The organism is Variovorax sp. CAN15 (assembly GCF_030462475.1).
Lineage (GTDB): Bacteria > Pseudomonadota > Gammaproteobacteria > Burkholderiales > Burkholderiaceae_C > Variovorax.
Genome location: NZ_JASMRZ010000006.1, coordinates 57381 through 83221, shown reverse-complemented (window position 1 = coordinate 83221; position 25841 = coordinate 57381). Strand labels below are relative to the sequence as shown.

Genomic DNA, 25841 nt, shown 5'->3' with positions numbered 1-25841 from the left:
GCCAGAGAGGTGCCAGCCATGACTGAACGAACACTGATCGACACCGCCCGCGCGCTCGTCGCCGGCGACAAAGGCCTGCTCGCGATGGACGAGAGCAACGCCACCTGCAACAAGCGCTTCGCCGCGCTCGGCATACCGCAGACGGAGGCGGCGCGGCGCGATTGGCGCGAGCTGATCGTCACCGCGCCGAGCCTGGCCGACAGCATCTCGGGCGCGATCCTGTTCGACGAGACGATCCGGCAGAAGACCAACGCGGGCCAGCCATTCGCGAAGGCACTGGCCGACGCCGGCATCATTCCCGGCATCAAGGTCGACACGGGCGCCAAGCCGCTGGCCGGCCATCCCGGCGAGACTGTCACCGAAGGACTCGACGGCCTGCGCGAGCGCCTGGCCGAATACGCGACGATGGGCGCGCGCTTCGCCAAGTGGCGCGGCGTGATCGCCATCGGCGACGGCCTGCCGAGCCGTGCCTGCATCCGCGTCAACGCACACGCACTGGCGCGCTATGCGGCGCTGTGCCAGGAAGCCGGGCTGGTGCCCATCGTCGAGCCCGAGGTGCTGATGGACGGCGGCCATTCGCTCGCACGCTGCGCCGAGGTCACCGAGGAGGTTCTGCACCGCACCTTCGCCGAACTGCGCGCGCAGGGCGTGCTGCTCGAAGGCATGCTGCTGAAGCCGAACATGGTGCTGCCGGGGCTGAAGGCGGCGGTGCAGGATTCCGTCGAGGCGGTGGCCGAAGCGACGGTTCAGTGCCTGATGCGCACCGTGCCGGCCGTGGTGCCCGGCGTGGCCTTTCTCTCGGGCGGCCAGCCGGCGCGGCTGGCTTCGGCCCGGCTCAATGAAATGAACACTCGCTACAGGTCGCGCCTGCCATGGGCGCTGACCTTCTCGTTCTCGCGCGCGGTGCAGCAGCCCGCGCTCGATGCATGGAAGGGCGACGCGGCCAACGTGGCCGTGGCGCAGAAGGCGCTGGTGCAGCGCACCAGTGCCAACCGGGCCGCACGCCGCGGCGAATACAAGGAAGAGGCATAGAACCGGGCATGACGAATCCACAGGACCTGTACCGCCAGAAGCTGGCGTCCCCCGCCGATGCGGTGCGCCATGTGCGCGACGGCGACATGATCATCGTGCCGACTGGCGTGGGCGAGCCGCCCTCCCTGCTCACGGCGCTGTCGGAGCTGCGGCGCGATTTCCGCGACGTGAAAGTTGCGCAGATCCTCGCGATGCGCAAGTACGCCTACATCGACCCCGAGACCGTCGAGCATGTGCGGCACGTCGCGCTGTTCTTCGGCGGGGCCACCCGCGCGGGCGGGCAGGAGGGCTGGATCGACTTCATTCCGAACTATTTCTCGGAGATCCCGGCGCAGATCGGGCGCGGGCAGATTCCGGCCGAGGTGGTCTTCAGCATGGCCTCGCCGATGGACGCGCACGGCTACTTCGCCCTGAGCCTGGGCGCGGACTACACCATGGCGGCGGTCGCCAAGGCGCGCGCGGTGGTGCTGGAGGTGAATCCGAACGTGCCCTTCGCTTACGGCGCCTGCCACGTGCACGTCTCGCAGGTGGCGGCGCTGGTGGAGAGCGACGCGCCGGTGATGGAGGTCGGCCTGCCGAAGATCGGCCCGGTGCAGGAGGCCATCGGCCGGCAGGTGGCTGAGCTCATCGACGACGGCTCGACCTTGCAGATCGGCTACGGCGGCATTCCCGACGCGGTGGTGATGCAGCTCACGCACAAGCACGACCTGGGCATCCACACCGAGATGATCGGCGACGGCATCCTCAAGCTGGTGGAGTGCGGGGCGGTCACCAACCGCCGCAAGAACTACCTGCCGGGCAAATCGATCGCGACTTTCGCGCTGGGTTCGAGCAAGCTCTACCGCTTCATGGACCGCAACCCGGCGCTCGAGATGCACCCGGTGAACTTCACCAACGACCCGGCGCTGGCGGGGCTGAACGACAACCTGATCGCCATCAACGCGACCATGCAGATCGACCTGCTGGGCCAGTGCGGCTCCGAAAGCCTGGGCCATGCGCCGTACTCGGGCACGGGCGGGCAGTCGGACTTCGTGCGAGCCGCCAACCGCTCGCGCGGCGGCAAGGCCTTCATCGTGCTGCCCTCGACGGCCAAGGGCGACACCATCTCGCGCATCGTGCCTTCGCTTTCGCCCGGCACGCACGTGAGCACGAGCAAGAACGACATCGACTACGTGGTCACCGAATACGGCGTGGCGCAGCTGCGCGGCAAGTCGGCAAAACAAAGGGCGCGCGAGCTGATCGGCATCGCGCACCCGGACTTCAGGGCGCAGCTGACGCAGCAGGCCAGGCTGCTGAAGCTGCTGTAGATCAGCCCGCCCTGGCCGCCTTCACCAGCGAGGGCGTGGCCTTGTAGCTCTCGGGGAAGAGCTTCTTCAGGTCGTCGATCTTCGGCAGGTCGTTGATCGCGATGTAGGGCTGGTTCGGGTGCAGCGTCAGGTAGTCCTGGTGGTAGTCCTCGGCCGCGTAGAAGGGCTTGGCCGTCTCGACGGTGGTGGCCAGCGGCTTGCCGAAGGTCTTTGCCTGGTTGAGTTGCGCGATGTAGGCGTTGGCGATGCGGGCCTGCTCGGTGTTCTCGGCGAACACGGTGGAGCGGTACTGGGTGCCGGTGTCCGGACCCTGGCGGTTGAGCTCGGTGGGGTCGTGCGCCACCGAGAAGTAGATCTGCAGCAGCTTGCCGTAGCTGATCTGCTGCGGGTCGTAGGTGATGCGAACCGACTCGGCATGGCCCGTGCGGCCCGAGCCGACTTCGTCGTAGCGGGCAGTCTTCGCCTCGCCGCCGGCATAGCCCGAGACGGCATTGCTCACGCCCTTGACACGCTGGAACACGCCCTGCACGCCCCAGAAGCAGCCTCCGGCGAACACGGCGGTTTCGGTCTTCGCGGCCGGTGGCGCCACAAGGTCCGCGGTGGGCGCGGGCACGCGGCGGGCAGTTTCGGCGAACGAGGGCGCTGCGTGCCAGACGAGGACTGCGGCAGCAAGCGAGCCGGCGGTAAGGGCGAAGGATTTCTTCATGGTGCGGGTTCCTTTGGGGGAAGGTTTCGACGGCAGCGAAACCGCCGCCGGGACATTGACGCCGAATCGCTGCGGCGTCAATGGCGTCGGCGGCGAGTTGCCGGAGGATCGAAGGGCGCTTACTTCTTCATCTCGTCCTTGCCCATGGCGTCCTTCTTCATGCCGTCCTTGGCCATCGAGTCCTTCTTCATGCTGTCCTTGGACATGGAATCCTTGGCCATCGAGTCTTTCTTCATGCCGTCCTTGGACATGGAATCCTTGGCCATCGAGTCCTTCTTCATGCCGTCCTTCGCCATTTCGTCGGCGGCAAAGGCCGAGGCGCCGGCGAAGGCCATGCAGGTGGCGAGCAGGGTTGCGGTGAGCTTGTTCATTTGACGTGTCTTCCTGAGTTGAGGTTGGTTGATCGAGTTTTCTGAAAATCGGCCTGCTCCCGTGGGACGTGGCCTCGCGCTTTCTTCGGCAGTCGAGCGGCTTGTGTGGCCCCTCAGCTCCCTCCGAACCAGTTGTAGCCCTGGTCTTCCCAGTAGCCACCGGAATATGTGTTGGTGACGAACATCGCCTTGATGTGCTTCGGGTTCTTGTAGCCAAGCTTGGTGGGCATGCGCAGCTTCATCGGGAAGCCGTACTTGGGTGGCAAGGGCTGTCCGTCGTAGCTCAGCGCCAGCAGCGTCTGCGGATGCAGGGCGGTGGGCATGTCGATGCTGGTGTAGTAGTCGTCTGCGCACTTGAAGCCCACGTACTTGGCCGTCAGGTCGGCGCCGATGTGGCGCAGGAAGTCGGCGAAGCGCACGCCGCCCCACCGGCCGATGGCGCTCCAGCCTTCCACGCAGATATGCCGCGTGATCTGCTCCTGCTGCGGCATGGCGCGCAGTTCAGCCAGCGTCCAGGCGTGCCTGTCGGCGACCATGCCGGTCACTTCGAGCCGATAGCTGGCTTCTTCCACCTCGCGCACCTCGTCCTCGCCGTAGTAGGCGTTGAAGGGGAAGGGGCGCGTGATCTCGGCCTCGGTGTAGGTCGGCGCGAGCTGCGTGGGGCTGAAGATCAGGCCCTGCACCTTGTCGTTGAGGCGCGAGATCTTCGTGAGCGCGGCTTCCACCTGCGCGTTGTCGCTGATGCTGCAGCCGGTGAGCAGCGACAGGCCGCCGAGCGTGAGCGAGCGCCGCAGGAAGACACGGCGCGAGGGCTCGTCGAGCTTCTTCGAGATCAGCGTGCGGGCTTCGCGCAGCACGGCGTCGCCGTCGATGCCGCTCAGGGTGGGGGCTTTGAAGATTTTCATCGGGCTTCGGGCTTGCCGCCGCTGATCATGGTGAGGAGGGTGCGGGGCACCAGGGCCACCATCACGAGGTGCACGACCACGAAGGCGACGATCGCGGCCATGCAGAAGAAGTGCACGCGGCGGGCCGACTCGTAGCCGCCCATCAGCTCGCGCAGCACGGGGAACTGCACCGATTTCCACAGAACCAGGCCCGAGAGCACGATCACGATCAGGTCGAGCATCACGAACAGGTAGGCCAGCTTCTGCACGCTGTTGTAGCGGCGCGGGTCGGCGTGAGAGAGCTGGCCCTTGAGCGCCGCCAGCGCGTCGTGCAAGACGCCGGCCGGGGTCAGCGGGAAGAACTTGGCGGCAAGCCGCCCGGTGGCGATGTTCATGAACAGGTAGAACAGGCCATTGGCCACCAGCAGCCACATCGCGGCGAAGTGCCACTGCAGGGCACCGCCGAGCCAGCCGCCCAGCGTGACCACGGTGGGAATGGTGAAGGGGAAGAAGGGCGAGGCGTCGTAGATGCGCCAGCCGCTGGTCACCAGGATCACCACGGCCAGCGCGTTGAGCCAGTGCGAGATGCGCATCCACAGCGGGTGTACCGGGCCGGCCTTGGCCGGTGCGGCGGGAGTGGCGATGGCTGTCGTGCTGTTCATGGGGCGGATTGTTGGGCGCACCCCATGGCCGATTCATCACGCAAAGTTCAATTAATCGTGATAACTCCGGAATCCGTATCGCGGGACAATGGCGCCACCATGGACTCTGCCAAGCGCGTACTGATCGTCGAGGACGACGCCCACATTGCCGAGCTGCTGCGCATGCACCTGCGCGACGAGGGCTATGCCGTCGAGCACGCCGCCGACGGCCATGCCGGCCTGCGCGAGCTGGAGCGCGGCAACTGGGACGCGCTGGTGCTCGACCTGATGCTGCCCGGCGTCGACGGCCTCGAGATCTGCCGCCGCGCCCGCGCGATGGCGCGCTACACGCCGATCATCATCATCAGCGCCCGTTCCAGCGAGGTGCACCGCATCCTCGGCCTGGAGCTGGGGGCCGACGACTACCTGGCCAAGCCCTTCTCGGTGCTGGAGCTGGTGGCGCGCGTGAAAGCGCTGCTGCGGCGCACCGACGCGATGGCGCGCAACGCCCGCATGGAGTCGGGCAGCCTCACGCTGGGCAACCTCGACATCGAGCCGCTGGCGCGCGAGGTGCGGGTGGACGGCAAGCCGGTGGAGCTCACGCCGCGCGAGTTCGACCTGCTGTACTTCTTCGCGCGCAACCCCGGCAAGGTGTTCTCGCGGCTCGACCTGCTCAACCAGGTCTGGGGCTACCAGCACGACGGCTACGAGCACACCGTCAACACCCACATCAACCGGCTGCGCACCAAGGTGGAGGCCGACCCCACGCAGCCCCGGCGCATCCTCACCGTGTGGGGGCGCGGCTACAAGCTCTCCGCCACCGGCAGCGCGGAGGAGGCCGCATGACGATGGCCTGGGCCACGCTCTCGCGGCGGCTTTCGGCCGTGTTCGCGGTGCTGCTGCTGGTGTGCTGCGGCGCATCGGTGTGGCTGCAGGTGCGCTCCAACGGCATGCACGAACAGGAGGTCGTCCAGCGCCTGTCGCTAGGGCTGGCGGCGCACATCGCCGGAAACTCGGAGCTCATGAAGCCCGGTGGACTCGACCAGGCGGCGGTGAAGGACCTGTTCGACAAGCTGATGGCCGTCAACCCCAGTGTGGAGGTCTACCTGCTGGGCCTGGACGGCCGCATCGAGGCGCAGGCGGCGCCGCCGGGACACCTGAAGCGCGACAGGGTCGACCTGGCGCCCATTCGCAGGCTGCTGTCGGGCGCCCCGCTGCCGATAGCGGGGGACGACCCGCGCAGCCCGAACGGCGCCAAGGTGTTCAGCGCCGCACCGCTGCAGATGGGTGGGCGCGATGCCGGCTACGTCTACGTGGTGCTGCAGGGCGAGGATCACGATGCGCTGGTCGCCAACGTGGCGGCCGACAACGTGCTGCGCACCACGCTGTGGACGATGGGGCTGGTGGCGCTGCTCGGGCTGCTGGCGGGGCTGGCGGCATTCCGCCTCATCACGCGGCCGCTGCGCGAACTCACGGCGGCGGTGAAGCGCTTCGAGACCGAAGGCATCGCATCGCTCGAAGGCGAGGCGCCCACGCTGGAGCGGCTTTCGCGCGGCAGCGACGAGATCGCGCAGCTGGGCCAGGCCTTCGCGCAGATGACGCGGCGCATCGCCGAGCAATGGCGCGAGCTGACCCTGCAGGACCAGCAGCGCCGCGAACTCTTCGCCAACATCTCGCACGACCTGCGCACGCCGCTCACATCGCTGCACGGCTACCTCGAAACGCTGCTGCTCAAGGCCGGCACGCTCGATGAGGCGGAGCGGCGGCGCTACCTCGAAATCGCGCTGGGCCAGAGCCGCAAGGTCGGCCGGCTGGCGCAGGAGGCCTTCGAACTGGCGCGGCTCGAATACGGCGTGGTCAAGCCCGAGAAGGAAAGCTTCGCGCTGGCCGACCTGGTGCAGGACGTGTTCCAGAAGTTCGAGCTGGCGGCGGAGGCCAGGCATCAGCGCCTGAAGCCCGACATCGCGCCGGGCCTGCCGGTGGTGTCGGCCGATCTCGGCATGATCGAGCGCGTGCTGACCAACCTGCTGGACAACGCCATCCGCCACACGCCCGAGGGCGGGGAGATCGTGGTGCAGCTGCGCGCCGAAAACGCAGGCGTGACGGTGCAGGTGAGCGACACGGGGCCGGGCATTCCGGGCGAGCTGCAGAAGGCGATCTTCACGCGCCCGGTGTTCATGAGCGGCTCGCGTGCCGACGGTACGGCGAGCAGCGGCGGGCTGGGGCTGGTGATCGTCAAGCGCATCCTGCAGCTGCACGGCAGCGACATACGGCTGGTGCAGCAGGCCGACAAGGGCGCGGTGTTCCGCTTCCAGCTGGGCGGGGCGACAGCGGGCTGAAGGCTTTTCCCGGGGCTGGGCGTGCGTGGCGGTCGATGCTAAAAAAGCGGCGCGATCGACCCCCAACACAAGGAGACAGCCCGCCATGCCAGCCTTCGAAACCGTCCTGATCGACAAGGACCCGCAGCACCCGCGCATCGCGCGCCTCGTGCTCAACCGGCCCGACAAGCTCAACGCCATCGCCGAGACCACGCCCGCCGAGATACGCCGCGCGGTCGAATGGGCAGAGGCCGACGACGAGGTGCATGTGATCGTGGTCGAAGGCGCGGGCCGCGCCTTCTGCGCCGGCTATGACCTCGGCGACTACGCCGAAGGCCATGTCCGCAACGGCGACGGCGGACAGGGCGACCATCCCTGCCGGCAGGAGAAGACGCCCTGGGACCCGATGCTCGACTACGCCGCCATGAAGCGCAACACCGACGACTTCATGGCCCTGTGGCGCAGCCGCAAGCCCACCATCGCCAAGGTGCACGGCTACGCGGTGGCTGGCGGCAGCGACATCGCGCTGTGCTGCGACCTGCTCACCATGGCCGACGATGCACGCATCGGCTACATGCCCACGCGCGTGTGGGGCTGCCCGACCACCGCGATGTGGACCTACCGCCTCGGCGCCATGCGCGCCAAGCAGCTCATGTTCACCGGCGACACCATCGCCGGCACGCAAGCGGCCGAATGGGGTCTGGCCAATTTCTCGGTGCCGGCCGAGCGGCTGGAGGAGGCGACGATGCAGCTCGCGCAGCGCATCGCGGGCGTACCGGGTTCGCACCTCATGATGCACAAGCTGGTCGTCAACCAGGTCTGGCACTCGATGGGGCTGGAGCAGAGCCAGATCTTCGCCACCGTGTTCGACGGCATCACGCGCCACAACCCCGAGGGCATGTGGTTCAGGCGCCAGGCGGAAGCCGAGGGCTTCAAGAGCGCGGTGCAGTGGCGCGACAGCGGCCGGCCGATTCCGGAAGGCGACGAGGCGAGGGCGCGCATCGCCGAGCTGGAGGCGAAGCTGGCCGCGCGCGGCTGAACGCAGTCGCCGCTTTCATGTCGGCCGCATGTCATGCGACCGACATGTCCTCCTTCGATGATCCGGCGCGCCCATCGTCCAGCCGACCAAAACTCCAAGAAGCGGCGGGCGGGTGCATTCGCATCGATCTACAGAAATCAGGGAGGAATCTCAATGCAATCGTTCATCTTTTCCCGGACGACGCTGGCGGCTTGCGCCTGCGCGTTCATTTCCGCCTGCGGCGGCAGCAGCGGTGGCACGCCGCAGCTGCCGATCGCGTCGATGCCCGCACCGGCTCCGGCGCCGGCTTCCGCTCCGACAGCGGCTCCCGCGCCTGCTCCGGCGCCTGTCCAGGCGGGGCCGATCCTCGTCATCGGCCATCGCGGCGCCTCGGCTTCGCGTCCCGAGCACACGCTGGCGGCCTACCAGCAGGCCATCGACGACGGGGCCGACTTCATCGAGCCCGACCTGGTGGCCACCAAGGACGGCGAACTCGTCGCCCGCCACGAGAACGCCATCGCCATCGTCAAGGACGGCAACCTGGTCGAGGCGACGACCAACGTGGCCGACGTGCCGAAGTACGCCAGCCGCATGACCACCAAGGTGGTCGACGGCGTCTCGATCACCGGCTGGTTCACCGAAGATTTCACGCTGGCCGAACTCAAGGAGCTGAAGGCCCGCGAGCGCATTCCGAAGCTGCGCCCGGCCAACGTCTCGTACAACGACCAGTTCCAGGTGCCCACGCTCGACGAGGTTATCCAGCTGGCCAAGTCGCAGACCATAACCAAGGGCCGCGTGATCGGCATCTACCCCGAGACCAAGCACCCGACCTACTTCCGCTCCATCGGCCTGCCCCTGGAGCAGAGGCTGATCGACACGCTGCAGAAGCACGACCTGAACAAGGCCGAAGCTCCGGTGTTCGTGCAGTCCTTCGAGACCGGCAACCTCAAGGACATCCGCCTGAAGAGCCCGGTGAAGATCGTCCAGCTCATCGACGGGCAGGGCGCACCCTATGACCTCGCGGCGCTGCGCGACAGGCGCACCTATGCCGATCTGGTGACGCCCGAGGGCCTGGCCGGGATCGCGACGTATGCGCAGGGCATCGGTACGGCAAAGGCACGCGTGATCCCGGTGGTCGACGGCAAGCTCGGCGCGCCGACCACGCTCGTGAAGGACGCGCATGACAAGAAGCTGCAGGTCCACATCTGGACCGTCAGACCCGAGAACAACTTCTTGCCCGACAGCCTCAAGAAGGAGCCGAAGGCCGATCCGATCGCATACGGCGACACGGCCGGTGAGATCAAGGCGTTCCTCGACGCGGGCATCGATGGTCTCTTCGCCGACAGCCCCGCGACGGCGGTGCCGGCGGTCAATGCGTACCGCGCGGCGCGCGCGAAATAACGCGGCTGGCGGCGTCGCCGTCAGCTTTCGCGGCGCGTGACGATCACCGTGGCCTCGAGGCCCTCGTAGGCCTCGGGGTCGCCGAACCAGCTGCCCGAGATCGGTGCCGCCAGCGCGGGGTCGCGCGCCACGCCGACGCGGATCAGCTGGCCGCTGGCCATGAGGTTGTTGGTGGGATCGAAGGCCAGCCAGCCCACGCCCGGCAGGTAGGCCTGCAGCCAGGCGTGCGTGGTGCCGGCGCCGGTCATCGAGCCCAGTTCTCCTTGTGTCTGCGCCGCAGCGTCGAGCGCCGCGTCGTAGAGATAGCCCGAAACGAAGCGCGTCGCGATGCCCAGGCGGCGCGTGGCTTCCATCATCAGCAGCGCGTAGTCGCGGCAGCTGCCGCTGCCCAGCGCCAGCGTTTCCAGCGGCGTCTGCGTGCCTTCCTCGTCGCGCGCCTTGTATTCGAAGCTCTGGCCGATGTGCGCGTTCATGCGCGTGAGCACGTCGCGCGTGCTGTTGGGCTTGTCGGTCCGCAGGAACTGGCGGGCCCAGCGGATCAGCGTGCCCTGTCCGTCGTCGTTGTGGTGGGGGCGAAGATAGTGCTCCAGGTCGAGGCGCTCCTGCACCGAGTAGGCAAAGGGCAGGAACTCGGCGGACGGGTCGAGCGTGAACAGGTCGCGCTGCGAGGGCGGCACATGCTCGATGGTGAAGGAGCACACGATGCGCAGCTCGGTGGCTTCGCCCAGCGGCTGCACCAGCGCGACGGAGTTGGAGTACGGGTCCTGGATGAGCCGCGTGTTCGCCTCCGGGCTCACCTGCAGGTCGGTGGCCAGCACGCGCAGGTCGTGGCTGTCGCGCGGGCGGAACATCACCCGGTGCAGGCCGAAGCTGACCGGCTGGTTGTAGCGGTAGACGGTGGTGTGCCTGATGTCGTATTGGGTGGCCATGGACTCATTCTCGTGCCTTCGCGCGGCAAAGCGTGGCGTGAGCCACACGCCAGTTCTGATCGCCAGGGCACTCGGCCAGGTTGTTCAGAGTCTCTGCGTACCGAGCGCCTTGGCCAGTGCGACCGGCAGGGGCAGTGGCTCGGCGTGCCATTGCGCGGCCAGCAGTTCGGCGCACAGGGCCGCGAAGCTCAGGCCGCGCGAACCCAGCGCGGTGCAGGCCCATAGGCCGGCGTCGCCGGCATCGACAGGGCCCACAAGGGGACGCCGGTCGCCCGAAGCGCATCGAACGCCGACCCATGTGTGGCTCTCGCCATCGGTCAGCGCCCCGGCGGCGGCCGGGTGCAGGCGCGCGAGGCGCTCGCGGTTCGCGGCGCTGTCCGCCTCGGTCGGCTCGAGGCTGGTGCTGTCGCGATCGAAGGTGGCGCCAGCGAGCCAAATCGGGGCCTCGCCGTGCTCGCCGGGGACGTGGGCGATCAGATGGCCGTCGCCGTTGACTGGCGTGGCGGGCAGCAGGGTGCTGTCGTCGGGCACCGGGCCCCAGGCGACCTGTCCGCGTACTGGCTGTAGGGGGAGTGCGGGAGCGAAGCGACCCGATTCGAAGCCGGCGCAGATGACGACGCGATCTGCTTCTGTCAGCAGTTCGCCAGACGGATCGAACAGCTCCCAGCCGCCTTCATGGCGCTCCAGCCGCGCCACCCGGCAACCGCCACGGAACTCGACGCCCGGCTGGCGCAGCCACGCCGCGACTAACTGCTGCGGCTTTACCCAGGCCGCGCGGGCATGCCAGATCGCGGGAACATCGGCGGGCAAGCCGGCCGCTGCCAGCTGATCGGCACTGGCGGGCCACGATTCGTTCGGCCCCAGGTTGTTCCAGCCGGCGGGCACGCGGACATCGCCATCAGGCCGGCGCTCCAGCACGCCGCTTGCGCGCCAGTCCCGGCCTTCCTCGAGCAACCGTGCCAGCTCGGTCCAGGTCGCCCGGATGCCGGCGCGCGTGAGCCGGGAGAGCAGTGCATCGTCGGGCGACACATGCGGCGCCAGCATGCCCACCGGCAGCCCCGATGCGCCGGAGGCGGGCCAGTCGGCCGCGTCGAGCACCGTCACCTGCCAGCCGCGCCGCGCAAGGCTGGCCGCCACGGCCGCGCCCGCGAGGCCGGCCCCGATGACGGCACAGCGGCCCGGCGCCTCGACGCGCTCCGGCGCGGGTTCGCGGCGGCGCACGGTCCAGGCAGGCGCGAAGGTGCCGCGCAGGCAGTCGCGCTTGGGCGGCAGGCCGGGGCGCTTCTCCACGACGAAGCCCTGCTGCGCGAGCGCGTCGCGGATCGCCCGCGCGATGGTCCAGGTGGCGATGCGCGTGCCCTGGCGGGCGAAGCGCGACACCGCCTTGAGCGTGTCTGCAGACCACATTTCCGGGTTCTGCTGCGGGCTGAAGCCGTCCAGGAAGATGCCGTCGGCCTCGAAGCGCTGGGCGCGCAGCATCGGCTGCACGTCGCCGATGCACAGCGTGAGCAGCACGCGGCCCTCGTCGAAGGCCAGCCGGTGGAAGCCGGGCAGCAGGCCGTTCCATTGCGCGGCCAGCTCACCGGCCAGCGGAGCGAGTTCGGGATACGTCCCGGCCGCGCGCACCAGATCGCCGGCCGAGACCGGATGGGCCTCGACCGAGACGAAGTGCAGCAGCCGCGGCCGCGCCGGATCGGCGCGCCACGCCTGCCAGGTTGTCAGGAAATTGAGGCCCAGGCCGAAGCCGGTTTCGAGAATCCGCCATTGGGGCTGTCCGCCCCAGGCCTCGGGCAGGCCGCACCCGCCCAGAAAAACGTGGCGCGACTGGGCCAGTGCGCCGGTTTCGGTGTGATAGATGTCGTCGAAGCGCTCGCTTCGCGGAACGCCGTCGGCGCGCCAGGCAACAGGCTCACCCCCAGGCTGTGCGCACTTCGTGTCGCTTCGCTCACCCCCTTCGAGGGGGCGACACCTGCAGCCCGGCAAAGCCGGTTCCGCGGTGTTTCCTGAAGAAGAGGTGGGCGGCAATCGCGGTGGCGACCGTCAGGGGGCCGAGGGAGGAACGTAGCCCTGGGCCACGTCTGCGCCTTCGCCGAAGAAGTGCTTTTCCATCTGCCGCGCCAGGTACTGGCGGGCGCGCAGATCGGCCAGGTTCAGCCGGTTTTCGTTGACCAGCATGGTCTGCTGCTTGAGCCAGGCGGCCCAGGCTTCCTTGCTGACGTTTTCCCACAGCCGCTTGCCCAGTTCGCCTGGGTAGGGCGGGAAGTCGAGACCTTCGGCCTCTTTGCCGAGCTTGATGCACTGAACCATGCGTGCCATTTCTATTGCCTTCTGAACGGGAAAAGTGGGGAGACGGAAAAAAAGCGGGCGACCCGCTGATTGGCTTCTTAGTTGATTTGGCTATTTGGAACTGAAAACTCGTTCGTTCCAGTTTCTATATGTCGTATTGAGAATACGCAGCTTCATCGATATGCCTTTTCAGAGCAAGACACCATGAGCCTTCGCCGCGACTTTATCAAGCTTTCCCTGGGTGCCGGCGTGGCCGGTGCCATGGCCCTGTCGGCGTTGCCGGCGTTCGCGCAGGGCGCGGCGGCGGCCAAGGGCCCCGTGACGCTGCTGAACGTGTCCTACGACCCGACCCGCGAGCTCTACGTGGACTACAACCAGGCCTTTGCCAGGTACTGGAAGGCCAAGACCGGACAGGACGTGACGGTCAAGCAGTCGCACGGCGGCTCGGGCAAGCAGGCCCGCTCGATCATCGACGGCATCGACGCCGACGTGGCCACGCTGGCGCTCGGGGGCGACATCGACGCGCTCGTCACGCACGGCGGCCTGGTCAAGGCCGACTGGCAGAAGCGTCTGCCGCACAACTCCGCGCCCTACACCTCGACCATCGTGTTCCTGGTGAAGAAGGGCAACCCCAAGGGCCTGAAGGACTGGGACGACCTGGTCAAGCCCGGCGTGCAGGTGATCACACCCAACCCCAAGACCTCGGGCGGCGCCCGCTGGAACTACCTGGCCGCATGGGAATTCGCCAAGCGCAAGTACGGCGGCGATGCAAAGGCCAAGGAATACATCGGCAACCTGTTCAAGAACGTGCCCGTGCTCGACACCGGCGCGCGCGGCTCGACCATCACCTTCGTGCAGCGCGGCGTCGGCGATGTGCTGCTGGCCTGGGAGAACGAAGCCTTCCTGGCGCTGAAGGAATTCGGCCCCGAGAAGTTCGAGATCGTGGTGCCGTCGATCTCCATCCTGGCCGAGCCCAGCGTGTCGGTGGTCGACAAGGTCGTCGACAAGAAAGGCACGCGCGCCGTGGCCGAGGAGTATCTGAAGTACCTGTACTCGGACGAAGGCCAGGACATCGCGGGCCGCAACTTCTACCGCCCGACCTCCGAGAAGGCCAAGGCCAAGTACGACAGGCAGTTTCCCAAGCTCACGCTGGTGACCATCGACCAGGCCTTCGGCGGCTGGGCGAAGGCAGACAAGGAGCACTTCGCCGACGGCGGCTCCTTCGACCAGATCTACACCGCAAAACAAAGGTAACCCCCCAGGCTGCGCGCACTTCGTGTCGCTTCGCCCACCCCCCTGCCGGGGGCGGGCCGGCCGCTTCGGGCGGCCGTGCGCGGCGGCCCCCACGAATTCGCGCTCCTTTTCTCTCGAACGAAGGTTTCTTGTGTCCGTTCTCCTGATTGCCGGCAGTCCCACGGCCCCGTCCCGCTCCACCGCCTTGCTCGACGCGGTGGGCGAGCGGCTGGCCCAGCGCCACGCGCGGATCGAGCGGCTCGCCGTTCGCGAACTGCCGGCGCAGGCGCTGCTGCTGGCCGAGTGGAACCATCCGGCCATCGAGCGGGCCATCGCCCAGGTGGCGGCGGCGCGCGTGATCGTGGTGGCCACGCCGGTCTACAAGGCGGCCTACAGCGGACTGCTCAAGGTCTTTCTCGATCTGCTCTCGCAGAACGCGCTCAAGGGCAAGACGGTGCTGCCGCTGGCCACCGGCGGCAGCCCGCACCACATGCTTGCGCTCGACTACGCGCTTCGGCCCGTGCTGCAGTCGCTGTCGGCGCGCCACATTCTTCCGGGCGTGTACGCCAGCGAATCGCAGATCGCGCTGACGCCCGAGAACGCCTACCAGGTGCATAACGACCTGGCCGAACGACTCAACGAGGCCGTCGAGCTGCTTGCCACCGAAGGCCTCAAGCTGCCTGCCACGCACGGCTTCGAGCCGGTGCCGTTTTCCCGCGTGCGATGTAGCGTCTAGAACGGGGCTCCGCGCGAGCCCGGCTCTTTCGACCTCATCCCTGATCCCGCTTTTTGAAAACCGCCTGTGCGCGGCACGGGACAGCTTTTGCCCGACGTTTTGCAACACCAAGGAATCCACGCATGAACCCCGTTGCCACCGAAGACTCCGTGCTCGACACGACGCCGCGCTCGCTGTGGCATGCGCTGGGCGATCTGGCCGTGAGCGCCATCGTGGTCAGCGCCATCGCGTTGATCGTCAGCTTCACCGCCGCTGCCTGAGCGCGCGGCCAACCCATCGAGACCCATCCCATGACACTGATTTCCGCACCCCGCCGCCGCCTGATCCAGGGCGTTGCCGCCGCCATCGCGCTGCCTTCGTTTGGTGCACTGGCGCAAGCGCCCGAGCGCCAGTTCCGCATCGGCCACCAGAAGGGCTACCTCACGCTGCTCAAGGGCCGCGGCACGCTCGAGAAGCGCCTGGCGCCGCTGGGCGTGAGCGTGAAGTGGACCGAGTTCACCGCCGGTCCCGTGCAGCTCGAGGCGCTGAACGTCGGCTCGATCGACTTCGGCGACGTGGGCGAGGCACCGCCCATCTTCGCGCAGGCCGCCGGCGCGCCGCTGGCCTACGTGGGCGCGACCGTGCCGCGTCCGCAGTCGGAGGCGGTGCTGGTGCCCAGGGGCTCGGCCATCAAGACGGTCGCGCAGCTCAAGGGCAAGAAGATCGCGCTCAACAAGGGCTCGAACGTCCACTACTTCATCGTCAAGCTGTTCGAGAAGCACGGCCTGGCCTTCGCCGACCTGAACCTGGTCTACCTGCCGCCGGCCGATGCGCGCGCCGCCTTCGAGAAAGGTTCGGTCGACGTCTGGGTGATCTGGGACCCATTCCTGGCCGCCGCCGAGAAGTCGCTGGAGGCACGCGTGCTGGCCGATGCCACGGGCGTGGTCGGCAACCGCGCCTACTACTTCTCGTCGCTGGACTACGCGGCGAAGAACGCCGACGTGCTGTCCATCGCGATCGAGGAGCTCAACAAGGTCGACGCATGGGGCGCCGCCAACAAGGGCGCGCTGGCCGGCGAACTGGCCGCGCTCTGGGGCCTGCCGAAGCCGGTGGCGGAACTGTCGGTGAACCGCTCGGCCTACGGCACGGCACCGATCACCAAGGCCATCCTGGCCGAGCAGCAGAAGATTGCCGACACCTTCTTCGAGCTGAAGCTGATCCCGAAAAGGATCAACGTGCTCGAAGCTGCCGGCGCGGGAGTCGCGTGATGCATATCTTCTGGTTCCTCCCCACGCACGGCGACGCCCGCTACCTCGGCACCAGCGAGGGCGCGCGCCCCATCGACCTGGCCTACCTGCAGCAGATCGCCGGCGCGGCCGACAACCTCGGCTACGAGGGCGTACTGATTCCGACGGGCCGCTCCTGCGAAGACCCGTGGGTCATCGCCTCCAGCCTGATCGGCGCGACGAAGAAGCTCAAGTTCCTGGTGGCGGTGCGCCCCGGGCTGCACCAGCCCAGCCTGGCTGCGCGCATGGCCGCGACCTTCGACCGGCTTTCGGGCGGGCGCCTGCTCGTCAACCTCGTGACGGGCGGCGACCAGGCCGAGCTCGAAGGCGACGGCGTGTATCTCGACCATGCCTCGCGCTACGAGCAGTCGGCGGAGTTCATCCGCATCTGGCGCGAGATCATCGCGCGCAGCCACGGCGGGCAGGCCTTCGACTACGAGGGCAGGCACCTGAGCGTGAAGGGCGCGAAGCTGCTCTACCCGCCGGTGCAGAAGCCTTATCCGCCCGTGTGGTTCGGCGGCTCCTCCGCGCCCGCGCATGAGCTGGCGGCGGAGCAGGTCGACGCCTACCTCACCTGGGGCGAGCCGCCCGCCGAAGTCGCGAAGAAGATCGCCGACGTACGGGCGCGCGCCGAGCGCAAGGGCCGCAAGGTCGAGTTCGGCATCCGCCTGCACGTGATCGTGCGCGAGACGGAAGACGCTGCCTGGAAGGCTGCCGAGGAACTCATCAGCCGCGTGGACGACGAGACGGTGATCCGCGCGCAGGCCGCCTTTGCGCGCATGGATTCGGAAGGGCAGCGCCGCATGGCCGCGCTGCACGCGGGCGGCGCGAAGCGCTCGCGCGCCGAACTGGAGATCGCGCCCAACCTGTGGGCCGGCGTGGGCCTGGTGCGCGGCGGTGCCGGTACGGCGCTCGTGGGCGATCCGAAGACGGTCGCGGCGCGCATCGAGGAATACGCGGCACTGGGCCTGGACAAGTTCATCCTGTCGGGCTACCCGCATCTTGAGGAGGCCTACCGATTCGCCGAACTGGTGTTCCCGCTGCTGTCGCGCAAGGCGAAGACGCAGCTTGCGGGCGGCTCGTTGAGCGGCCCGTTCGGCGAGGTCGTCGCCAACCTCGACGCGCCTTCCCGCCTCGTTTCTCAAAGCTGAAGGACTGTCATGACCGAACAGGTTCAGGAACTGCCGGCGGTGGCGCCCGCCGAGAGCGCGGGCAACAACGCATTCAAGGCCTTCGCCGTCAACGTCGCGAAGCGGCTGGTGCCGTGGCTGGTGCCGGTGGGACTCATCGTCTTCTGGCAGATCGCGTCGTCGCTGGGCTGGCTCAGCACCCGCGTGCTGCCGGCGCCGGTCGACGTGGTGAAGGCCGCGTGGAACCTCACGGTGTCGGGCGAGCTGTGGACGCACGTGAAGGTCAGCGCGGGCCGGGCGCTCGCGGGGCTGGCCGTCGGCGGCGGCGCGGGGCTGGCGCTTGGGCTTCTCACGGGCTCGGTGAAGTTCGCCGAGACGCTGCTCGACTCCACCATCCAGATGGTGCGCAACATCCCGGCGCTGGCGCTGATTCCGCTGGTGATCCTGTGGTTCGGTATCGACGAGTCGGCCAAGCTGTTTCTCATCTCGGTGTCGGTGTTCTTCCCGATCTACCTGAACACCTTCCACGGCATCCGCAATGTCGATCCGCAGCTCATCGAGATGGGGCGCACCTACGGCCTCTCGCGCTGGCAGCTGTACCGCGAGGTGATCCTGCCGGGCGCGCTGTCGTCGATCCTCGTGGGGCTGCGCTTCTCGCTGGGCCTGATGTGGGTGATCCTGATCGTGGCCGAGACCATCTCGGCGCAGGCCGGCATCGGCTACCTCACGATGAACGCCCGCGAGTTCCTGCAGACCGACATCGTGCTGGTGGGCATCCTGCTGTACGCGCTGCTCGGCAAGCTGGCCGACCTGTTCGCGCGCGGACTGGAGCAATGGTGGCTGCGCTGGCATCCCGGCTACCAGAAGAAGGCGAAGTGAGGGCCGGGGAATGACGCATTCATCAGCCTCCATCACTCGCCGTGCCGCCGTCCTCGCCGAAAGACTGCTTCCCCGAACGATCGATGCGCCGAACGTGGCGCTGTTCAAGCCCGGAGCCTGAAGAAACCATGAGTGCCGTACTGAAAGACATCCAACCCCTGGCTCGTTCGCACGAAGGCATCGCCGGCGGCGTGCGCCTGGAAGCGCGCGGCCTGCACAAGCGCTATGGCGCGCGCGAAGTGCTGCGCAATACGCGCCTGACCATCGAGCCGGGCCAGTTCATCGCCATCGTCGGGCGCAGCGGCTGCGGCAAGAGCACGCTGCTGCGGCTGATCGCGGGCCTGGAGGAGCCGAGTTCCGGCGGGCTCTACACCGACGGCAAGGCGGTGAACGGCCTGCACGACGACACCCGCATCATGTTCCAGGAGGCGCGCCTGCTGCCATGGCGCCGCGTGCTCGACAACGTGACGCTGGGCCTGCCGAACGATGCCAAGACGCGCGGCAAGGAGGTTCTGGCGCAGGTTGGCCTGGCCGACCGCGAGAACGAATGGCCGGCGCGCCTTTCGGGCGGCCAGCGCCAGCGCGTGGCCCTGGCGCGCGCGCTGGTGCACCACCCGCGGCTGCTGCTGCTCGACGAGCCGCTGGGCGCGCTGGATGCGCTGACGCGCATCGAGATGCACCGCCTCATCGAGAACCTGTGGCAGCGCCACCGCTTCACCGCGCTGCTGGTGACGCACGACGTGCAGGAAGCCGTGGCGCTGGCCGACCGCGTGATCCTCATCGAGGACGGCCGCATCGCGCTCGACGAGAACATCGCGCTGGCCCGCCCGCGCTCGCAGGGTGACCCGGCCTTCGCGGCAATTGAAAAACGAATCCTCGACAGGGTGCTGCAGAAGTCCGAAGAGACGGAAACCGAGAGCACCGACGCCAGCTGGCTCGCAACCCCGGCGCATGCATTGCGCTGGGCGATCTGACGAGCCTTCTCATCCAACCGCCAAACTGAAAGGCAGTCGCATGTCGCAGAACTGGAAATTCGAAACCCTGTCGGTCCACGCCGGCTATTCGCCCGATCCGACCACCCGCGCCGTGGCGCCGCCCATCTACCAGACGGTGGCCTACGCCTTCGACAGCGCCCAGCACGGCGCCGACCTGTTCGACCTGAAGGTGCCGGGCAACATCTACACCCGCATCAACAACCCGACGCAGGACGTGCTGGAGCAGCGCGTGGCGGCGCTCGAAGGCGGCATCGCCGCGCTCGCGCTGGCCTCGGGGCAGGCGGCCGTGACCTACGCGATCCAGACCATCGCCGAGGCCGGCGACAACATCGTCAGCAGCACCGCGCTCTACGGCGGCACCTACAACCTGTTCGCCCACACGCTGCCGCAGTTCGGCATCACCACGCGCTTCGCGGACCACCGCGATCCGTCGAGCTTCGAGAAGCTCTTCGACGAGCGGACCAAGGCCGTGTTCGTCGAATCGCTCGGCAACCCGGCGGGCAATGTGACGGACATCGCGGCCATCGCCGAGATCGCGCACCGCAACGGCGTGCCGCTGATCGTCGACAACACGGTGCCGTCGCCCTACCTGAGCCGGCCCATCGAGCACGGCGCCGACATCGTGGTGCACTCGCTCACCAAGTACCTGGGCGGCCACGGCACCAGCATCGGCGGCGCCATCGTCGATTCGGGCAAGTTCCCGTGGGCGGAGCACAAGCAGCGCTTCAAGCGCCTGAACGAGCCCGATGTGAGCTACCACGGCGTGGTCTACACCGACGCGCTCGGCCCGGCCGCCTACATCGGCCGCGCGCGCGTGGTGCCGCTGCGCAACACGGGCGCGGCCATCTCGCCGTTCAACGCCTTCCTGATCCTGCAGGGCATCGAGACGCTGGCGCTGCGCGTGGATCGCATCAGCGACAACGCGTTGCGTGTGGCGCAGCACCTGAAGACGCACAAGGCGGTGAAATGGGTCAACTACGCGGCGCTCGAAGACCACCCCGACCATGCGCTCGCGAAGAAGTACCTCGGCGGCAAGGCCAGCGGCGTGCTGACCTTCGGCATCGGCTCGGGACGCGAAGGTGGCGCGAGGTTCCTCGACGCGCTGAAACTCTTCACGCGCCTGGTCAACATCGGTGACGTGCGCTCGCTGGCCACGCATCCCGCATCCACCACGCACCGCCAGCTCTCACCCGAGGAGCTGGCCAGGGCCGGCGTGACCGAGGACACGGTGCGCCTGTCGGTCGGCATCGAGCACATCGACGACCTGCTGGCGGACCTGGACGCGGCGCTGGCCGCAGCTTCCTGAGCGCTGCTCTTTTCATTCCACCGCTTCGTGCTTTTCCTCAACGAACTTCCTCAACCTGAAAGAGAGCCCATCATGTCCATCCAAGCCATCAACGTCCGCAACCAGTTCAAGGGCAAGGTCCGCGAAATCATCCGCGGCGACGTCGTCTCCGAAGTCGACGTCGAAACCGCCTGGGGCATCGTCACCTCGGTCATCACCACGCGCTCGGTCGACGAGCTGCAGCTGAAGGTGGGCTCCGACGTGGTTGCCCTCGTTAAGTCCACCGAGGTTTCGATCGCGAAGCTCTGACGGACCCTCGGGCATCTGCGACGACCCGGCGCTGTGATTGCGCCGGGTTTTTTCGTTTGTAGGGTGTGAGTTTTCAGCGGTTTACAGGCTGCGAGTTCATCGACCGTGCCGAATTCCGGAAATCGTTCGAATCTTTCAAAGACCTGAATCTTCCTTGAAGTCGTCGCCATAGCATGCGCCGCGAAGTCGTGATCCGCACATCGATGCAGCGATCACGACTTCGTCATTGCATTCAAACAGACACTTCAGGGAGGAACCGCATGATCGTTGAAATTGACGAACATGGAATGATCAGCCACGCACGAGTGAGGCATGCCCGCAGTCCGCAGATCGAACGAGGGAAGAGGGTTGGGGCAATTACCGGCATCGTGGTGCACCGGACGGACGCTGATACTTCGGCGTCTTCGTTGAACAGCTACAAGCGGCCGAAGGCGAACGGGGCGCACTTTCTCATCGACAAGGATGGGACGATCTATCAGACGGCGGCGATTTATCAGAGGACGAATCATGTGGGGCCGTTGAAAGCGCGATGCTTGGCAACGGGAAAATGCGAACCAGGCGATTTTGCGAAGGTGGGAGTAGAGGGAATGCACCAGATCGAGATGCGAAAACCGCCGGGTGAACGTTATCCGGGCAATATGGAAGCAATCGGGATCGAGATTGTCGGGAGGGCCCGATTGCCTGTGGGCTTCAAAGCTGTCGGGAAAGAAGCAGAGCTGACTCTCGATGAGTTGCGCGGCAGGCGTGGAATCTATGACGAGCCAACTGCGGCGCAGAATCAGTCGCTCTCGTGGCTTGTCCGTGTGCTTCAGGAGTCGATCCGTATAGGGAATGAGGAAGTTTTTCGCCATCCTCTGGTCAGCCGCAAGAACCCGACAGAGGCCCAGGAGGCGAACTGGAAAATGCAGGCGCCAATGCCATGAAAAGAAGCATCGCTCTCTTGATTCCAGCAGGATTGCTGGTTGCAGCTGGGGTGCTTCCGGTACAAGCGTCGGACAGCCGGTACCCCGTCAGCTATATACGGAAGGTGGAAATCACAGAGCCTTCGGGCAGAACGGCATGGGAGAACAAGGACTTTCTGGATTGCGACGACGTCGTCTTGACGCAGGAGGATGTTCTTTTTGCCCTGCGGCACATGCGCCGGGTTTCGCGTAGTGCCTATGACCCCGAAAAGACCGACAGCACAGGGTGCGAAGGAAGTGCCACCGTCACGTTCAAAAATTGGAAAAACCTCGCCATGGGCATCGAACCCAATGGACGGATTCTTGCTCTTGAGTACGACGCAAAAATGAAGGTCGCAGGAAGTCCGACGAGCTTCTACGAGTGCAGCCCTTGCCGAGACCGCAAGATGACCCTGCTGAAAGACGCGCTGTACCGCGCAGATAAGCGAAGGTTCAAGAGGCTGGTCGCAGAAGGGCAACTCTCCGCCGGCGAAGCGGAGCTCCGGCTGAAGAGGGCACGAGACTCGCGAGACAGGCCCTGAGGTATCGGTCTGTTCCAAAAACCCGCAGCACGGCGGGTTTTCTTTTGCCAACTCTCCACCGACGACCCTCTTAGTTGCCCCATGCATTAGAAACTGTAAACACCTTCCTTCCACCCCCACCAGGCGCCTCGCAGAATCTTCCGGATACCGACGTGACCTTCGAGGTTGCCTATCCGCAGGTTTCGATCCTGCGGGCGGTGGTGATCCCGGCCTATGGCGGCGACACGGTCTGGGCCAACACAGTGGCGGCCTACCAGAGCCTGCCTGACGATCTCAAGGTGCTGGCCGACCGGCTGCGCGCCATCCACGGCAACGACTACGACTACGCCGCCGCACGCTCGCCGGCCGATCTGGACGAGGAGGGCACGAAGCGCTACCGCGATGTCTTCACCCGCCGCCTGCTCGAGGCCGAGCATCCTGTGGTGCGCGTGCACCCCGAGACCGGGGAGCGCAGCCTCGTGCTCGGCCACTTCGTGAAGCGGCTGGCCGGTCATTCGACGCACGATTCCGGCCATCTGCTGAGCGTGCTCCAAAGCCATGTGCACCGGCTGGAGAACACGGTGCGCTGGCGTTGGACGCAGGGCGATGTCGCCATCTGGGACAACCGGGCGACGCAGCACTACGCGATCAACGACTACGGCGACCAGCATCGCGTGGTGCGCCGGGTGGCCATCGCGGGCGACGTGCCGTACGGCGTCGACGGCACGAAGAGCGTGGACCTCACGGCCTCGGCCGTGCGTGCGGCCGAGCTTGCACGATCTGTCGCCTGATCGCGCCCGAATCGATCCTTTGCAACGGCCGGTTGTTGGAAATCGACTTTTGGGTTGTTTGAGCTTCGGCGCCCTGCTCCTACAGTGGTGGTTGTCGCAACCAAGGCGTATCCAACGCACAACAGGAGCCTCACAGCATGTCAGTGGAAGTTGAAGAAGAAGTCATCGCCTTGCCCGAAGCACTCGAACAGGCGCGCGCCAGGGCCGCCGAGGGCAATCTGCCCGATGCGGGTGGCGTCGCGCCACAGGAGGCCTGGGAGCTGGTCCAGGGCGGCCAGGCCGTGTTGGTCGACGTACGCTCCGGCGAGGCGCGCAAGTTCGTCGGCCACGTTCCCGGCAGCCATCACGTGGCCTGGGCCACGGGCACGGCGCTCACGCGCAATCCGCGCTTCGCGCGCGAAATCGAGGCCAAGCTGGCGAAGGACGGCGGCAAGGAAGCCGTCGTGCTGCTGCTATGCCGCAGCGGTAAAAGCCGGCTTCACGAACGTCTTCAACGTGCTCGAAGGCTTCGAAGGCGAGATCGATGCGCAGCGGCATCGCGGCGGTTCCGACGGCTGGCGCTTCCGCAAGCTGCCCTGGGTGCAGGACTGAGCGCGCACCCTACACGACATTTCTCCGGGAGGAACCACAGATGGCCCATTTCGAGGTGAGCGACATCGTGCGCGCACTGCATGGCGTGCGCGACGAGTGGCGCGATTCGCAGCGGCGCTCGCGCGAGCCCGGCGCTCGCGAATTTCCGTCGCGAGATGCGCTCGCGCAGATCGTGGAGTCGCTCAAGGGCGCGCTCTTTCCGATGCGGCTCGGCCCGCCGGACCTGCGCCACGAGAGCGAGGACTTCTACGTCGGCCATACGCTCGATGCCGCATTGCAGGCGCTGCTGGTGCAGGCACGGCTGGAGCTGAATTTCAACGCGCGCCACGAGCCGCGTTCCGCGAGCGAGATCGACGACACCGCCACCGATGCCGTGCGCCGCTTCGCGAATGCGCTGCCGGGCCTGCGCCGACTGCTCGACAGCGACGTGCTCGCCGCCTACCAGGGCGACCCGGCCGCACGCAGCGTGGACGAGGTGCTGCTGTGCTATCCGGGCGTGCTCGCGATGATCCACCACCGCCTCGCGCACGAGCTCTACGGGCTCGGGCTGCCGCTTCTGGCGCGCATCGTGGCCGAGCTGGCGCATGCGCAGACGGGCATCGACATCCACCCGGGCGCGAAGATCGACGCAGGCTTCTTCATCGATCACGGCACGGGCGTCGTGATCGGCGAGACGGCCGTCATCGGCAAACGCGTGCGGCTGTACCAGGCCGTCACGCTCGGCGCCAAGCGCTTCCCCACCGATACCGAAGGCAACCTGCGGAAGGGCCTGCCGCGCCATCCCGTGGTGGAGGACGACGTGGTCATCTACGCCGGCGCGACCATCCTCGGGCGCGTGACGCTCGGCAAGGGCGCCGTCATCGGCGGCAACGTGTGGATCACCGACGACGTGCCGCCGGGCGTGAGCGTCACGCAGGCCAGTCTGCAGAACGCACCGAAGGCAGGTGGCGTATGAAGGCGTTCGTCGAAGACTTCGGCGTGACCATTCGCCAGCTGCGCGAGGACAAGGGCTGGTCGCAGGAGGAACTGGCCGAGCGATCCGATCTGAACCGCTCCTACGTGGGAGAGATCGAGCGCGGCCGCGTCATTCCGTCGATCGTCACCGCGCAGAAGCTGGCCACGGCGCTGGGCATCAGCATGGTCGGCCTGCTCATGCACTGCGAGCAGCTGGATCGATCGCGCCTCGCGCGAAGGATCGACCTCGCGACCATAGCCTGTTGAGGGACGGCCAGGGATCGAGCTCGCATCAGTACCGCGGCGCCAGGCGGCGTTCGAAGAAGGCTGCCACCTCCGCATTGAATGCCTCGTGAAAGGCAGTGCGGTCGAAGCCGGGCGCGTCGCGGCAGATTTCGACCTTGACGTCGAGCTGCCCCTGCGAGCACGGCGCCAGAAAGCCGAAGTGCCCGGCCTTCTCCGCAACATGCCATTCGGGCGCCTTCGGCAGGTTGCCGCGGACGGTGGCCACGCTCTCGGGCGTGACGCCGTCGCCGCCGTAGGTGGAAGCCCACAGCTCGATCGGGATCGTCACGTTCTTCAGACTCTGTGCGTCGAACAGCATGCTGAGCGGATCGGCGATCACGGCCGCCTTGATGCGGGTGTCGTGCGTCAGCGGCGTGGCGAGCAGCTCCTGGAATGTTCGCTTCATCCATGCGCATGCCACGCCTTCCGGCGCCGTCGTGCAGGGAGACGAAGGCAAGGGCGGCAACTGCCCGAAGTCCGGCTTCGCGCCTGCGAGCACCAGGCCCGTGTAGCCGCCGCGCGAGAAGCCATAGAAGCCGATCCGGTCGGCCGCGACCCTGCCATGCGCGGGCCATTGCTGCAGCATGTGGTCGATCAGCCGCTTGATGTCGGTGGTGCGTGTCGCCAGCGCCGAGATCTTGTCGTTGGGGCCGCCGCGTATCTGGAAGTTGTCCTCCGAATGGCTGATGGCCGCGACGATATAGCCCGCGTCGGCCAGGGCCTGTGCCGTGTCGTGATGGCCGAGGAAAGAGCCGCCGTAGCCGTGGGAGATCACGATGAGCGGCAGCGGGGCATTGCCCGGCGGTAGCGGACAGTCCCGTACGCCCTGGATCGTGGTACGCCCCAGCTTGATTTCACCTGCGGGTGCGGCGCAGGGCGTCCAAACGCCGCCGTGCATCGCCGGGCCTTCCCGGTCGGCGGGGATGTCGATGGTGCCGAAGCCGGCGGCCTGGGCGAGTGCCGCGCAGAGGCTTGCGGCAGCGAGGCACAGGAGACGGGGGAGGCGGAGAAGATGAAGGAGGCGCATGCCGCA

Annotated in this window: 28 protein-coding genes and 1 pseudogene; 21 read left to right on the top strand and 8 right to left on the bottom strand. The window is 67.2% G+C overall.

The window, feature by feature from the left end:
- Positions 1-18 precede the first annotated feature (18 nt).
- Both QMO14_RS07165 and QMO14_RS07160 read left to right on the top strand, forming a co-directional pair.
- Complete coding sequence (locus QMO14_RS07165; RefSeq protein WP_301505683.1) at positions 19-1032, top strand: class I fructose-bisphosphate aldolase; 1014 nt, start codon at positions 19-21, stop codon at positions 1030-1032.
- A gap of 8 nt (positions 1033-1040) precedes the next feature.
- Positions 1041-2339, top strand: coding sequence for an acetyl-CoA hydrolase/transferase family protein (locus QMO14_RS07160; protein ID WP_301505682.1), 1299 nt, complete (start codon positions 1041-1043; stop codon positions 2337-2339).
- A 1-nt stretch (position 2340) separates the two neighbouring features.
- Here the strand turns inward: QMO14_RS07160 and msrA are convergent, their stop codons facing one another.
- From msrA to QMO14_RS07140, 4 genes are all read right to left on the bottom strand, one after another.
- Positions 2341-3045, bottom strand: coding sequence for a peptide-methionine (S)-S-oxide reductase MsrA (gene msrA, locus QMO14_RS07155; protein WP_301505681.1), 705 nt, complete (start codon positions 3043-3045; stop codon positions 2341-2343).
- A 119-nt stretch (positions 3046-3164) separates the two neighbouring features.
- A complete protein-coding gene (locus QMO14_RS07150; protein ID WP_301505680.1) occupies positions 3165-3416 on the bottom strand; it encodes a pentapeptide MXKDX repeat protein in 252 nt (83 codons plus the stop codon).
- Between the two features lie 113 nt (positions 3417-3529).
- Positions 3530-4321: a molybdopterin-dependent oxidoreductase gene (locus QMO14_RS07145; protein ID WP_301505679.1), complete on the bottom strand. Its 792-nt coding sequence runs from the start codon at positions 4319-4321 to the stop codon at positions 3530-3532.
- On the bottom strand, positions 4318-4962 hold the full coding sequence (locus tag QMO14_RS07140) for a cytochrome b/b6 domain-containing protein (RefSeq protein ID WP_301505678.1): 645 nt from the start codon (positions 4960-4962) through the stop codon (positions 4318-4320). Before QMO14_RS07140 ends, QMO14_RS07145 begins: the two co-directional genes overlap by 4 nt.
- 99 nt (positions 4963-5061) lie before the next feature.
- Here QMO14_RS07140 and QMO14_RS07135 point away from each other — a divergent pair, with 99 nt between their 5' ends.
- The 4 genes from QMO14_RS07135 to QMO14_RS07120 all read left to right on the top strand — a co-directional run bounded on the left by QMO14_RS07135 (position 5062) and on the right by QMO14_RS07120 (position 9678).
- Positions 5062-5787 carry a response regulator transcription factor gene (locus QMO14_RS07135; RefSeq protein WP_301505677.1) on the top strand — a complete coding sequence of 242 codons (726 nt, stop codon included), beginning with the start codon at positions 5062-5064 and terminating at the stop codon, positions 5785-5787.
- Positions 5788-5789: 2 nt separating this feature from the next.
- Positions 5790-7280: a HAMP domain-containing sensor histidine kinase gene (locus QMO14_RS07130; protein WP_301505777.1), complete on the top strand. Its 1491-nt coding sequence runs from the start codon at positions 5790-5792 to the stop codon at positions 7278-7280.
- Positions 7281-7365: 85 nt separating this feature from the next.
- Complete coding sequence (locus QMO14_RS07125; RefSeq protein WP_301505676.1) at positions 7366-8298, top strand: crotonase/enoyl-CoA hydratase family protein; 933 nt, start codon at positions 7366-7368, stop codon at positions 8296-8298.
- Positions 8299-8451: 153 nt separating this feature from the next.
- Positions 8452-9678 carry a glycerophosphodiester phosphodiesterase gene (locus QMO14_RS07120; RefSeq protein WP_301505675.1) on the top strand — a complete coding sequence of 409 codons (1227 nt, stop codon included), beginning with the start codon at positions 8452-8454 and terminating at the stop codon, positions 9676-9678.
- Between the two features lie 20 nt (positions 9679-9698).
- Here QMO14_RS07120 and QMO14_RS07115 read toward each other — a convergent pair whose 3' ends face one another.
- The 3 genes from QMO14_RS07115 to QMO14_RS07105 all read right to left on the bottom strand — a co-directional run bounded on the left by QMO14_RS07115 (position 9699) and on the right by QMO14_RS07105 (position 12923).
- On the bottom strand, positions 9699-10607 hold the full coding sequence (locus QMO14_RS07115; protein WP_301505674.1) for a transglutaminase family protein: 909 nt from the start codon (positions 10605-10607) through the stop codon (positions 9699-9701).
- A gap of 84 nt (positions 10608-10691) precedes the next feature.
- Positions 10692-12590, bottom strand: a complete 1899-nt coding sequence (gene mnmC / locus QMO14_RS07110) for an FAD-dependent 5-carboxymethylaminomethyl-2-thiouridine(34) oxidoreductase MnmC (RefSeq protein WP_301505673.1) — start codon at positions 12588-12590, stop codon at positions 10692-10694.
- A gap of 57 nt (positions 12591-12647) precedes the next feature.
- Entirely contained in the window at positions 12648-12923 is a 276-nt protein-coding gene (locus tag QMO14_RS07105) for an oxidative damage protection protein (RefSeq protein WP_301505672.1), read from the bottom strand.
- A gap of 174 nt (positions 12924-13097) precedes the next feature.
- Between QMO14_RS07105 and QMO14_RS07100 the strand changes: the two genes are divergently transcribed.
- The 15 genes and pseudogenes from QMO14_RS07100 (at position 13098) to QMO14_RS07030 (ending at position 24790) form a co-directional block, all read left to right on the top strand.
- Complete coding sequence (locus QMO14_RS07100) at positions 13098-14147, top strand: sulfate ABC transporter substrate-binding protein (RefSeq protein ID WP_301505671.1); 1050 nt, start codon at positions 13098-13100, stop codon at positions 14145-14147.
- Positions 14148-14277: 130 nt separating this feature from the next.
- The gene (ssuE, locus tag QMO14_RS07095) at positions 14278-14862 is read left to right on the top strand and encodes an NADPH-dependent FMN reductase (RefSeq protein WP_301505670.1); all 585 of its coding nucleotides are present in this window, start codon (positions 14278-14280) and stop codon (positions 14860-14862) included.
- 122 nt (positions 14863-14984) lie between these two features.
- A complete protein-coding gene (locus QMO14_RS07090) occupies positions 14985-15122 on the top strand; it encodes a hypothetical protein (protein ID WP_301505669.1) in 138 nt (45 codons plus the stop codon).
- Positions 15123-15152: 30 nt separating this feature from the next.
- Complete coding sequence (locus QMO14_RS07085; RefSeq protein WP_301505668.1) at positions 15153-16109, top strand: sulfonate ABC transporter substrate-binding protein; 957 nt, start codon at positions 15153-15155, stop codon at positions 16107-16109.
- The gene (gene ssuD, locus QMO14_RS07080) at positions 16109-17278 is read left to right on the top strand and encodes an FMNH2-dependent alkanesulfonate monooxygenase (RefSeq protein ID WP_301505667.1); all 1170 of its coding nucleotides are present in this window, start codon (positions 16109-16111) and stop codon (positions 17276-17278) included. The genes QMO14_RS07085 and ssuD overlap by 1 nt, the downstream gene beginning before the upstream one ends.
- Before the next feature lie 9 nt (positions 17279-17287).
- Positions 17288-18136, top strand: a complete 849-nt coding sequence (gene ssuC / locus QMO14_RS07075; RefSeq protein WP_301505666.1) for an aliphatic sulfonate ABC transporter permease SsuC — start codon at positions 17288-17290, stop codon at positions 18134-18136.
- Between the two features lie 128 nt (positions 18137-18264).
- Complete coding sequence (locus QMO14_RS07070) at positions 18265-19110, top strand: ATP-binding cassette domain-containing protein (protein WP_301505665.1); 846 nt, start codon at positions 18265-18267, stop codon at positions 19108-19110.
- A gap of 40 nt (positions 19111-19150) precedes the next feature.
- Positions 19151-20437 (top strand): O-acetylhomoserine aminocarboxypropyltransferase/cysteine synthase family protein, encoded by a 1287-nt coding sequence (locus tag QMO14_RS07065; protein ID WP_301505664.1) that lies wholly within the window; start codon positions 19151-19153, stop codon positions 20435-20437.
- Between the two features lie 72 nt (positions 20438-20509).
- Positions 20510-20725, top strand: coding sequence for a molybdopterin-binding protein (locus QMO14_RS07060; protein WP_007829250.1), 216 nt, complete (start codon positions 20510-20512; stop codon positions 20723-20725).
- A gap of 260 nt (positions 20726-20985) precedes the next feature.
- Entirely contained in the window at positions 20986-21648 is a 663-nt protein-coding gene (locus QMO14_RS07055) for an N-acetylmuramoyl-L-alanine amidase (RefSeq protein ID WP_301505663.1), read from the top strand.
- Positions 21645-22208, top strand: coding sequence for a hypothetical protein (locus QMO14_RS07050; RefSeq protein ID WP_301505662.1), 564 nt, complete (start codon positions 21645-21647; stop codon positions 22206-22208). Before QMO14_RS07055 ends, QMO14_RS07050 begins: the two co-directional genes overlap by 4 nt.
- A 74-nt stretch (positions 22209-22282) precedes the next feature.
- Positions 22283-22978, top strand: coding sequence for a TauD/TfdA family dioxygenase (locus QMO14_RS07045; RefSeq protein WP_301505661.1), 696 nt, complete (start codon positions 22283-22285; stop codon positions 22976-22978).
- A gap of 137 nt (positions 22979-23115) precedes the next feature.
- Positions 23116-23569, top strand: a pseudogene (locus tag QMO14_RS07040) (rhodanese-like domain-containing protein).
- A 40-nt stretch (positions 23570-23609) separates the two neighbouring features.
- Complete coding sequence (gene epsC, locus QMO14_RS07035) at positions 23610-24524, top strand: serine O-acetyltransferase EpsC (RefSeq protein WP_301505660.1); 915 nt, start codon at positions 23610-23612, stop codon at positions 24522-24524.
- A complete protein-coding gene (locus QMO14_RS07030) occupies positions 24521-24790 on the top strand; it encodes a helix-turn-helix transcriptional regulator (protein WP_301505659.1) in 270 nt (89 codons plus the stop codon). The genes epsC and QMO14_RS07030 overlap by 4 nt, the downstream gene beginning before the upstream one ends.
- Before the next feature lie 25 nt (positions 24791-24815).
- Here QMO14_RS07030 and QMO14_RS07025 read toward each other — a convergent pair whose 3' ends face one another.
- On the bottom strand, positions 24816-25835 hold the full coding sequence (locus tag QMO14_RS07025) for a dienelactone hydrolase (protein WP_301505658.1): 1020 nt from the start codon (positions 25833-25835) through the stop codon (positions 24816-24818).
- Positions 25836-25841: the final 6 nt, after the last annotated feature.